The sequence below is a fragment of the Salinarimonas sp. NSM genome (assembly GCF_052380005.1).
Classification (GTDB): Bacteria; Pseudomonadota; Alphaproteobacteria; order Rhizobiales; family Beijerinckiaceae; genus Salinarimonas.
Genome location: NZ_JBQTCJ010000061.1, coordinates 18,756 through 28,648, shown reverse-complemented (window position 1 = coordinate 28,648; position 9,893 = coordinate 18,756). Strand labels below are relative to the sequence as shown.

Below are 9,893 nucleotides of genomic sequence, written 5' to 3'. Positions count from 1 at the left end.
GGGTCGGCGTTCGTCGGCTCGGCCGGGCGCAGACGCTGTGGATCGTCACGGATCGGGCTCGGCAGAACGACCGGCGGCACGATGCGCGGCACGACCGGCCGCGGCGCGACCACCGGCGGCGGCGCGACGGGAGGGGGCGCCACGGGTGGCGGTGCGACCGGCGGCGGCACGTTCGGCGGGGGCGCGAACTGCGCCTGCGCCATCCCGGAGACGACGAGCGCGGCGGCGACGAGAAGCGGCAGCGCGATCGGCGAGGCCATGATCACGACCCCGGCCCGGCGAAGCGCACCACGTCGCCCGCCGCACGCAGCCGCGCGAGCGTGGCGTCGGGGTCCGCCCCCTCCGCGAGGGCGAGCGCGTAGAGCCCGCCCGCCTGCGGCCCGTCGACGATGCGCGCGTCGAGCGCGGCGAGGAGGTCACCGATCTCTTGTGCGGTCGCCTCGGGCGCGAACATCACGAGGATCGTCGCCTGCGCCGCCGCGGGGGCGCCCTCGCCCGTCGCCGTGCGGTACGTCTGCTCGGCCGGCGGCCCGCCGACGAGCGCGCCGATCACGCCCGCCTGCGCCACCGCGACGAGCACGAGCGCGGCGACCGCGGCGCCGCGCACCGGCGGCGAGAGCGCGTCGAGGAGCCCCGAGAGCCCGGCGAGCACCCGCGCCGCGAAGCCGCGGCGGGCGGCGGCCGCGCTCGGCATCGCCCCGGGGGCGGCCCGTGGGGCCTCGCGACGTGTCCGCGCGAGAATCGCGTCGATGGAGCCCGCGCTCGGCACCGGCGCCGCGCGGGCGAGGAGCATCGCCGCCTCGCGCTCCTCGACGATCGCGGCGAGGTGGGCCTCTTGCTCGGGATCGTCCGCCAGGAAGCGCTCGACACGGGCGCGGTCGGCCGCGTCGAGGGTCCCCGCGGCGTACCAGGGCAGGAGCAGCGCCGGATCGTCGGCGTCGATCCCCTCCGGCGGGTCGTCGTGGCTACGGTCGGCGGTCATGGCCAGCCCCTGTCGATTCCGGCCTCGGCGAAGAGCCGGGCGAGCTGCTTGCGAGCGTAGAACATCCGCGTCTTGACGGTGTTCTCCGGCACGCCGAGCACCGCGGCCGCCTCGGCCACGGATTGCTCCTGGTAGTAGACGAGGTCCACGATCTCCCGGTGGACCGGCGAGAGGCCCTCGATCACGCGGCGCATGAGCGCCCCCTTGTCGCGCTTGGCGAGCTCCACCTCCGGATCGTCCGCCGCGTCGGGGATACGGGCCGCGGCCTCCTCGTCGAGGGGGTCCTCGCCGCGCTTGCGCAGCCGGTCGATCGCCTTGTTGCGCGCGACAGACAGGAGCCAGGTGCCGACGGCGGAGCCGCCGCGGAAGCGCCCGGCGCCCTTCCAGATCTCGACGAAGGCCTCATTGGTCACCTCCTCCGCGACGGCCTCGTTGCGCACGAGCCGCAGCACGAACCGGAAGACCTTCGTCGCGTGTCGGGCGTGGAGCGCGCGAAGCGCGCCCTCGTCGCCTCCGGCGATCGCGGCGAGATCGGCGAGATCGGCGTCGTCCCTCATCGGCGTCGGTCTTCCCGGCTCCTTCGACGGACGCGGGCCGCGGAAGGTTCACGGCCGAGACTACACGATCGCACCGGCGGATCGGAATCGCCGGGGCGATGTGCCCGCGCGGCCACGGCGGGCCACGATCCGCGGTACGGGCGGCGCGCACCCCTTCGCACGCGCCGGCCGCGCGGCTAAGCTCACGTCTGCCGCCCCGTGCTCGGATGGTCGTGATGGGACGTCGATCGATCGCCCTCGCCGCATGCCTGCTCCTCGCGTCCTCGGCCGCGCTCGCGCAGAGCCAGGGAGGCGGTGGGCAGACGGGGGGCGGGCAGACCGGAGGCGGCACGCCGACGGGCGGAGCACCCCAGACCGGAGGCGGCACGCAGGCCCCGACGACACGGCAGACGGCGCCGGATCCGATCCGCACCGACGGCCAGGCCGCAGCCCTCCTGCGGGCGGGCCAGGCGCCGGTCGCCGATCTCCTGTCGAACGGCGTCCGCACGCGCGTCGGCGAGCGGCTCGCGCCGGCGATGGTCGAGCCCGTCGTCGCCGCACCCGACGGGCCGCCGCCGGCGGCCTTCGCCTCCCTGAATGCGTCGGCGCAACCGCTCTGGCATGCCTGGATCTCGCCGCGCGGCACCTGGGCCGAGCGCAGCCACCCGACCTTCGGCTATCGCGGCGTCCAGGCGGGGATCTCCGCCGGCGTCGACCGGCGGGTGGGAGCGCGGGCCGTCGTCGGTGTGCTCGGCCTCTACGAGGCGTCCGACTTCGAGACCGCCGGCTCCGGCTTCCTCGAAGGGCGGCTCGGCGGCGCGGGCGTCTACGCCGGCGCATCGCTGACGGACGTGCTGGTGGCGGACCTCTCCGCCTTCTGGCAGGGCGGGGAGAGCGACGTCGGCAACGCCGTCGCGCGCGGGCGCTTCGACTCGGAGCGCAGGGCGCTGGCGGCGAACCTCACGGCCTACCTGCAGACGGGTGGGTTCCAGGTCGCGCCGACCCTCGGCGTCATCTGGGTCTCGGACCGGCAGGGCGCCTATCGCGACAGCCTCGGCACGGCGTATCCGGCGCTGACGATCGAGACGACGACGCTGCGGGCCGGGGCGGAGGTGTCGCGCGCCTTCGCCGTCGCATCGGGCGGCACGCTCACCCCCTTCGTCGCCGCCACGGCGACGTGGGACGTCGCGCGCAGCGAGAGCCCGGCGCCCGCGACCGCCACGGACGACCTGCCGGACGGGGATCTCGCGCTGCGAGCCGGCCTGCGCGCGGCGCCGACATCGGCGCTCGCGCTCTCGCTCGAGATCGACGTGTCCGGCCTGGCGCGGCCGGCCTATTCGGTCGTGACGGTCTCGGGCAGGGTCGGCCTGCGTTTCTGAGCGCCCGGCGCATCCCCTCAGCGACGCCCGGACGGGTCCGGGCCGCCGGCCGCAGCGTCGGCCGCCACCGCGACGGCCCCGCCCGGCTCGCCCTGGGAATAGACTGTGTCGAGCACGCCCGCCGCGCGCGGGCGCGGGCGCGCGTGCGCACGGTCCCGCCGCAGGACGATGCGGACCTCGCAGGCATTGGTCTCGCGGATCACGCAGCGATGCGCGGCGTCGACGTCGCGGATCTGCTGGCAGGCCGGCGCGATGCGGGTGAAGCAATCGTCACGCAGCATCTCGGCCTCGCTCGTGCCCGCGAGGGCGACGAGGGCGGCGAAGCCGGCGGCGACCGTAGCGAGGGTGCGCAGGGCGACGGGGAGAGTTGGGAGGCGGCGCATGATCGGTCTTCCTTCCTGGATGGGGCTGACGGGTTCTCACCCGCTCGCCTGCTTCGTCGGAGGACCGTGGCCGTCGGTTCGATGCGGCGCGCGAAAAAAAGGAGCCGACCCCGAGGGGTCGGCTCCTGCGACGGTCGCCGGTAGGCGTGTCGACGACGGTGCGTCGACGATGGCGCGAGGCGTCAGAACTTGTAGCTCAGGCGGGCGCGCACCACGCCGAACTCGAGGTTGTCGTCGTTCGACTCGCTCGCCGCCGGTACCGCGGCCGCACCGACGAAGCCGGCCGTGCCGTTGGCGTCGACGTCGCGGTCGAGGTTCACGTACAGACCCTCGAGGCCGAGGATGAGGTTGTCGGTCATCGCGTAGTCGATACCCGCACCGAGCGTCCAGCCGAAGCCGACGTCGTCGTCGTCCTGGAAGAACACGCGATTGCCAGCCGCCGTCTCGAAGCGGGCATCGTCACCACCGCCGTAGGCGAGACCGCCGGTGGCATAGACGAGGGTGCGGTCGAAGGCGTAGCCGGCGCGCAGGCGCACCGTACCGAACCAGTCGACGCCCGAGATGCCGCGACGCAGCGGCTGGAATCCCGGGGTCACCGGGGTGACGGAGATCGGGGCCGCCGCGTCGTCGTCGCCGAGACCTACGAACTGGAGGTCCGCCTCGGCGCCCAGGACGAAGTTGTTCACGAACTGGTAATTGTAGCCGATGAAGCCGCCGCCGGTGAACGACGCGTCCTCGCTGTTGTCGCCGTAGCGGATCGTCGTGCCCGCCGGCACGCCGGACGCGTTCGGGGCGACCACGACGACGCTGTCGCGGTCGTCACCGGCGTTGAAGCCGACGCCCGCGTTCACGCCGGCGTAGAAGCCGGTCCAGCTGAAGACGGGCTGGGCGACGAACACCGGAGCCGGCGCCTCGACGCGCGAGGGCAGATCCGCCGCGAGAGCCCCACCGGCGAGGACGAAGGACGCCGCGCTCGCCAGGAGAATGGTTCTTGTCATGAGAGCACCTCTTTGTGTGAGCCGCCAACCTAACGCATGTGACGGGGAAGATGCTGTTGTTTCTATGCATCATGTCTACGTTGTTTATTGCCAAGCTTACATAATGATGTCCATCATGTGGCAGAATTTTGCTCGCGTCTACACGTTCTTCATGGAACCAAATCAATGCGTTTACATAGGTTAGGCCTGCGTCCGCCGCGGCGCGCTCTCCAGGTCGCGAGCACCGGGCGTCCCGTCGGCCCGGCCCCGTTTGGCCGCACCGCGCCGGGCGTCTATCCTGGGCGGGTCGAGCGCGCGATTCGGCCGCCCCGCGCGGCGGCGCGCCTGCGACCGGGAGGTCCGTCGTGAAGGTCGTCATACTCGCCGGCGGGCTCGGCACGCGCCTCTCGGAGGAGACGGTCAACGTCCCCAAGCCGATGGTCGAGATCGGCGGCATGCCGATCCTGTGGCACATCATGAAGATCTACGCCGCCCAGGGCTTCGACGAGTTCGTCGTGGCGCTCGGCTACAAGGGCGACGTGATCAAGCGCTTCTTCTACGATTACGGACGGCTGCGGGGCTCCCTCACGATCGATCTCGCGGGCGGCGATCTGCGGCCGCATCTCGGAGACCACGGGAGCCTGCGCGAGAGCTGGCGCGTGCATCTCATGGAGACCGGCCTCGAGACGCTCACCGCCGGGCGCCTGCTCCGGCTCAGGGACTTCCTCGGCGACGAGCCCTTCATGCTCACCTACGGCGACGGCGTGTCCAACATCGACCTGAACGCGCTGCTCGCCTTCCACCGCTCCCACGGACGCCTCGGCACGATCACCGCCGTGCGCCCGCCCGCGCGCTTCGGCGGCCTCGACTTCGGCGAGGACGGCGCGATCCGCGAGTTCATCGAGAAGCCGCAGATCGGCGAGGGCTGGATCAACGGCGGCTTCATGGTGCTCGAGCCCGAGATCCTCGCGCGCATTCCCGGCGACGGCGCCGCGCTCGAGGGTGACGTGCTGGAGCCGCTCTCGCGCGAGCGCGCGCTCATGGCCTATCGCCACGACGGCTACTGGCAGTGCATGGACACGCTGCGCGACCGGCGCATCCTCGACGACATGTGGGCATCGGGAGCGGCGCCGTGGCGGATCTGGGAATGAGCCCCCGCGCGCGCTTCTGGCGCGACCGCCGCGTCCTCGTCACGGGCGCCTCCGGACTCGTCGGCTCGCACCTGACGCGCGAGCTGGTCTCGCTCGGCTGCGACGTGGTCGCGCTGGTGCGGGACTGGGTGCCGGGAAGCCCGCTCCTCTCCGAGGAGTGGGCGCGCACCGTCACCCTCGTGCGCGGCGACGTCTGCGACCAGGCGGCGATGGAGCGCATTCTCGGCGAGCACGAGATCGCGAGCGTGATCCACCTCGCGGCGCAGACGATCGTGCCGATCGCCAATCGCAACCCGGTCTCGACCTTCGAGACCAACGTGGCGGGCACCTGGCGGCTGCTCGAGGCGGCACGGCGCTCGCCCAAGGTGAGCGAGATCGTCGTCGCCTCCTCCGACAAGGCCTACGGCCAGGCCGCGGTGCTGCCCTACACGGAAGAGACGCCGCTCGCCGGGCTCTACCCCTACGACGCGTCGAAATCCTGCGCGGACCTGATCGCGCAATCCTACGCGGCGACTTACCGGACCCCGGTCGCCATCACCCGCTGCGGCAACTTCTTCGGCGGCGGCGACCTCAACTGGAGCCGCATCGTGCCCGGCACGATCCGCTCGCTCATCGCCGGCGAGCGCCCGGTGATCCGCTCGGACGGCACGCTGGTGCGCGACTACATCTACGTCGGCGACGCGGTGGAGGCCTACATGACGCTCACCGAGCGCCTCGCCGAGAACCGGGCGCTCGCGGGGCGCGGCTTCAACTTCTCGACCGAGATCCCGCTCTCCGCCCGCGCCCTCGTCGACCTGATCCGCGCGCGGATGGGCAGCGATGTCGAGCCGATCGTTCTCGGCGAGGCGACGCACGAGATCGCCGAGCAGTATCTCGACGCCTCGCGGGCCCGCGCCGAGCTCGGCTGGGCGCCGCGCTACGGCCTCGAGGAGGGGCTCGATCGCACCATCGCCTGGTATCGCGAGAGGCTCGCGCGATGACGGACGCGCCCGCCATGACGCGCATCAGCGTCTGCCGCTCCTGCGGCGGATCGCACCTCGCGCCCGTGCTCTCGCTCGGCGAGACGCCGCTCGCCAACGCCCTCGTCGCGCCCGAACGCCTGGCCGAGCCGGAGCCGCGCTATCCGCTGGCGCTCGTCTTCTGCCGGGACTGCACGCTCCTCCAGCTCACGGTGTCGGTGCGTCCGGACCTTATGTTCTCGGACTACCCGTACTTCTCGTCGGTCTCCGAGAGCTTCACCGCCGCCGCGCGAGCGCTGGCACGCCGCCTCGTCTCCGAGCGCGGGCTCGGGGCGGGCGCCCAGGTGGTCGAGATCGCGAGCAACGACGGCTACCTGCTCCAGGGCTACCGAGCGCTCGGCGTGCCGGTGCTGGGCATCGACCCAGCCGCGAACGTGGCGCGCGCGGCGATCGGCGCCGGCGTGCCGACGCGCGTCGCCTTCTTCGGGCGCGATCTCGCCGAGGACCTCGCCGCCGAAGGCATCGCGGCGGACGTGATCCACGCCAACAACGTCCTCGCCCACGTGCCCGACCTCAACGGCGTCGTCGCCGGCATGAAGCGGCTCCTCAAGCCGGGCGGCGTGTGCGTGATCGAGGTGCCCTACGCCCGCGACTTCGTCGAGAAGTGCGAGTTCGACACGATCTACCACGAGCACCTGTGCTACTTCTCCGGCAGCGCGCTCGACGCCCTCTTCGCCCGCCACGGGCTCGTGCTCGCCCACGTGGAGCACACGCCCTTCCACGGCGGCACGCTGCGCGCCTTCGCGGCCCATGCGGGCACGGCGCAGAGCGCGGCGGCGGCGGCGCTGCTGGCCGACGAGCGACGGCTCGGCATGACGGACGAGCCGTACTACGCCGGCTTCGCGACGCGGGTCGAGGCGCTGACGGCGACGCTCGCGAAGGTCCTGCGCGACCTCAAGGCGGGCGGCGCGCGCATCGCCGCCTACGGCGCCTCCGCCAAGGGCGCGACGCTCCTCAACTACGCCGGGCTCGGCGCGGACGTGATCGACTTCATCGCCGACCGCTCGCCGGCGAAGCAGGGGCTCCACGGGCCCGGCACGAAGCTGCCGATCGTGCCGCCCGAGCGCCTCGTCGAGGCGCGTCCGGACTACACGCTGCTGCTCACCTGGAACTTCGCCGAGGAGATCCTCGCCCAGCAGGCCGCCTACCGGGCGGCGGGCGGGCGCTTCGTGATCCCGGTGCCGGAGGTGCGGATCGTCTGATGCTGATCGAGGAGACGCCGCTGCCCGGAGCCTTCGTGATCACGCCCGAGCCGATCGCGGACGCGCGCGGCTTCTTCGCGCGCACCGTCGACCGCGCGGCCTTCGCCGCGCGCGGGCTGAGCACCGACTTCGTGCAGGCGAGCGTCTCGTTCAACGCCCGCGCCGGAACCCTGCGCGGGCTCCACTTCCAGCGCGCGCCGCACGGCGAGGACAAGCTGATCCGCGTCACCTCGGGCGCGATCCACGACGTGATCGTCGACCTGCGGGAGGGCTCGCCGACGCGCGGGCGCTGGCACGCGCTGCGGCTCGACGCGGCCTCGCGGGCCGCGCTGTTCGTGCCGAAGGGCTTCGCCCACGGCTTCGTCACCCTCCTGGACGAGACCGAGGTCCTCTACCAGATGACGACGCCCTACGTGGCCGGGGCGGCGGCGGGCCTGCGCTGGGACGATCCGCGTCTCGCCATCGACTGGCCGGTGGCGGACCCGATCCTGTCCGAGCGCGACGCCGGATGGCCGCTGCTGCGCGCTACGGATCTCCTCCCGTGAGCGGGCGCGGCACGCTCCTCCTCACCGGCGCGACGGGCTTCGTCGGGCGCCCGCTCGCGGCCGCGCTCGCCGCCCGGGGCTGGAACGTCGTCGGCACGACCTCGCGGACCGATCCGCCCGCGGTGGCGGGCGTCGCGGCCTGGGAGCACGTCGACCTGACGGACGCCGCCGCGTCCCGCGCGCTCGTCGCACGGACCCGTCCGGACGCGCTCGTCCACGGCGCCTGGACCACGACGCCCGGCCGGTTCTGGAGCGATCCCACCAACCTCGCCTGGCTCGAGGCGGGCGTCGCGCTCGTCGACGCCTTCGGCGCCGCGGGCGGGCGTCGCGCGGTCGGGCTCGGCACCTGCGCGGAATACGCCGGCGGCGACGCGCGGCTCGACGAGGCGACGACGCCGATCCGCCCCGCCACGCCCTACGGCGCCGCGAAGGCCGCGCTCTTCCAGGCGGGGACCGCGGCAGCGCTGGCGCACGGGGTCTCCTTCGCCTGGGCGCGGCTGTTCACGCCCTACGGCCCCGGCGAGCCGCCGGGCAAGCTGATCGGCTCCGTCGCCCGTGCGCTCGTCGCCGGCGAGCGGGTGGCGACGACCGAGGGGACGCAGGAGCGCGACTTCCTCTATGTCGACGACGCCGCGGAGGCGGTGGCGGCGCTCCTGGAGAGCGGCGTCGAGGGGCCGGTCGACGTCGGCTCCGGCGAGGCGGTGCGGCTGCGCGACCTCATCGCGCGCCTCGCCGCCCTCGCCGGGGGCGCGGACCGGGTCGATCTCGGCGCGCGCCCGCGCCCGCCGCACGATCCCGACCGCCTGGTCGCCTCTGCCGCGCGTCTGACGCGGGAGGTCGGCTTCCGCCCAGCGGTCTCCCTCGACGAGGGGCTCGCGCGCACCGTGGCGGCGATACGAGACGAGATGCGGCGCGCGCGAACGCCGAACGAGGAGGCACGCCCATGAGGATCACCATCGACACCGACGCCCGCACCCTGGCGGTGGAGCAGGACGGCGCGGCCCGCACCCTCGACCTGTGGGGCAAGGAGGCGTTCGAGCTGATCTCGGACGTCTGGCTGCGCACGAGCTGGAACGCGAAGTATCCCTACACCTTCACCTGGCTCGACCGCCCGATCATCCAGCATCCCGAGGACATGGTGCGCACGCAGGAGGCGATCTGCGCGCTCAGGCCGGACGTCATCGTCGAGACCGGCGTCGCGCACGGCGGCTCGCTCGTGTTCTCGGCGGGGCTGATGAAGGCGATGGGGTTCGGGCGGCTGGTGGTCGGCGTCGACATCGAGATCCGCCCGCACAACCGCGCGGCGATCGAGGCGCACCCGCTCGCGCCGATGATCGCCCTCGTCGAGGGCGATTCCGCCGCCCCCGAGATCGTCGACGCCGTGCGCGCGCTGATCCGCCCGGGCGAGAGCGTGCTGGTGATTCTGGATTCGAACCACAGCAAGGCCCACGTCGCCCGCGAGCTCGAGGCCTACGCGCCGCTTGTCACCCCCGGCAGCTTCATCGTCGCGACCGACGGCATCATGCGCGAGGTCGCCGACGCGCCGCGCGGCAAGCCGGAATGGGTCGACGACAACCCCGCCGCCGCCGCCGAGGAGTTCGCGGCGCGCCGCCCGGACTTCGCGCTGGCCCCGCCCGCCTGGCGCTTCAACGAGAGCGCGCTCGACCGCCCGATCACGGGCTGGCCGAGCGCCTGGCTCGAGCGCATCGGATAGGCGCG

The 9,893-nt window shown here is 73.4% G+C and carries 11 protein-coding genes and 1 pseudogene; 7 read left to right on the top strand and 5 right to left on the bottom strand.

Features of this window, described 5'->3' with window-relative positions:
- The 3 genes and pseudogenes from ACTZWW_RS18715 to ACTZWW_RS18705 form a co-directional block, all read right to left on the bottom strand.
- A pseudogene (locus tag ACTZWW_RS18715) lies at window positions 1-260 on the bottom strand (hypothetical protein); the annotation flags it as partial.
- A gap of 2 nt (window positions 261-262) precedes the next feature.
- Window positions 263-982, bottom strand: coding sequence for a hypothetical protein (locus tag ACTZWW_RS18710; RefSeq protein ID WP_444782479.1), 720 nt, complete (start codon window positions 980-982; stop codon window positions 263-265).
- Window positions 979-1,539 (bottom strand): sigma-70 family RNA polymerase sigma factor, encoded by a 561-nt coding sequence (locus ACTZWW_RS18705; RefSeq protein ID WP_444782478.1) that lies wholly within the window; start codon window positions 1,537-1,539, stop codon window positions 979-981. The genes ACTZWW_RS18710 and ACTZWW_RS18705 overlap by 4 nt, the downstream gene beginning before the upstream one ends.
- Before the next feature lie 215 nt (window positions 1,540-1,754).
- Here ACTZWW_RS18705 and ACTZWW_RS18700 point away from each other — a divergent pair, with 215 nt between their 5' ends.
- Window positions 1,755-2,897 (top strand): autotransporter outer membrane beta-barrel domain-containing protein, encoded by a 1,143-nt coding sequence (locus ACTZWW_RS18700; protein ID WP_444782477.1) that lies wholly within the window; start codon window positions 1,755-1,757, stop codon window positions 2,895-2,897.
- 17 nt (window positions 2,898-2,914) lie between these two features.
- Here ACTZWW_RS18700 and ACTZWW_RS18695 read toward each other — a convergent pair whose 3' ends face one another.
- Together ACTZWW_RS18695 and ACTZWW_RS18690 are read right to left on the bottom strand one after the other, a co-directional pair.
- The gene (locus ACTZWW_RS18695; RefSeq protein WP_444782476.1) at window positions 2,915-3,280 is read right to left on the bottom strand and encodes a hypothetical protein; all 366 of its coding nucleotides are present in this window, start codon (window positions 3,278-3,280) and stop codon (window positions 2,915-2,917) included.
- 182 nt (window positions 3,281-3,462) lie between these two features.
- Window positions 3,463-4,278 (bottom strand): outer membrane protein, encoded by an 816-nt coding sequence (locus tag ACTZWW_RS18690; protein ID WP_444782475.1) that lies wholly within the window; start codon window positions 4,276-4,278, stop codon window positions 3,463-3,465.
- A gap of 344 nt (window positions 4,279-4,622) precedes the next feature.
- Between ACTZWW_RS18690 and rfbF the strand changes: the two genes are divergently transcribed.
- The 6 genes from rfbF to ACTZWW_RS18660 are packed head-to-tail and all read left to right on the top strand — an operon-like array spanning window position 4,623 to window position 9,888.
- Window positions 4,623-5,408 (top strand): glucose-1-phosphate cytidylyltransferase, encoded by a 786-nt coding sequence (gene rfbF, locus ACTZWW_RS18685; RefSeq protein ID WP_444782474.1) that lies wholly within the window; start codon window positions 4,623-4,625, stop codon window positions 5,406-5,408.
- Window positions 5,405-6,388, top strand: a complete 984-nt coding sequence (locus ACTZWW_RS18680) for a GDP-mannose 4,6-dehydratase (RefSeq protein WP_444782473.1) — start codon at window positions 5,405-5,407, stop codon at window positions 6,386-6,388. The genes rfbF and ACTZWW_RS18680 overlap by 4 nt, the downstream gene beginning before the upstream one ends.
- The gene (locus ACTZWW_RS18675) at window positions 6,385-7,629 is read left to right on the top strand and encodes a methyltransferase domain-containing protein (RefSeq protein WP_444782472.1); all 1,245 of its coding nucleotides are present in this window, start codon (window positions 6,385-6,387) and stop codon (window positions 7,627-7,629) included. Before ACTZWW_RS18680 ends, ACTZWW_RS18675 begins: the two co-directional genes overlap by 4 nt.
- Window positions 7,629-8,174, top strand: a complete 546-nt coding sequence (gene rfbC, locus ACTZWW_RS18670; protein WP_444782471.1) for a dTDP-4-dehydrorhamnose 3,5-epimerase — start codon at window positions 7,629-7,631, stop codon at window positions 8,172-8,174. The genes ACTZWW_RS18675 and rfbC overlap by 1 nt, the downstream gene beginning before the upstream one ends.
- Complete coding sequence (locus ACTZWW_RS18665; RefSeq protein WP_444782470.1) at window positions 8,171-9,121, top strand: NAD-dependent epimerase/dehydratase family protein; 951 nt, start codon at window positions 8,171-8,173, stop codon at window positions 9,119-9,121. The genes rfbC and ACTZWW_RS18665 overlap by 4 nt, the downstream gene beginning before the upstream one ends.
- Complete coding sequence (locus ACTZWW_RS18660) at window positions 9,118-9,888, top strand: cephalosporin hydroxylase family protein (protein WP_444782469.1); 771 nt, start codon at window positions 9,118-9,120, stop codon at window positions 9,886-9,888. The genes ACTZWW_RS18665 and ACTZWW_RS18660 overlap by 4 nt, the downstream gene beginning before the upstream one ends.
- Window positions 9,889-9,893: the final 5 nt, after the last annotated feature.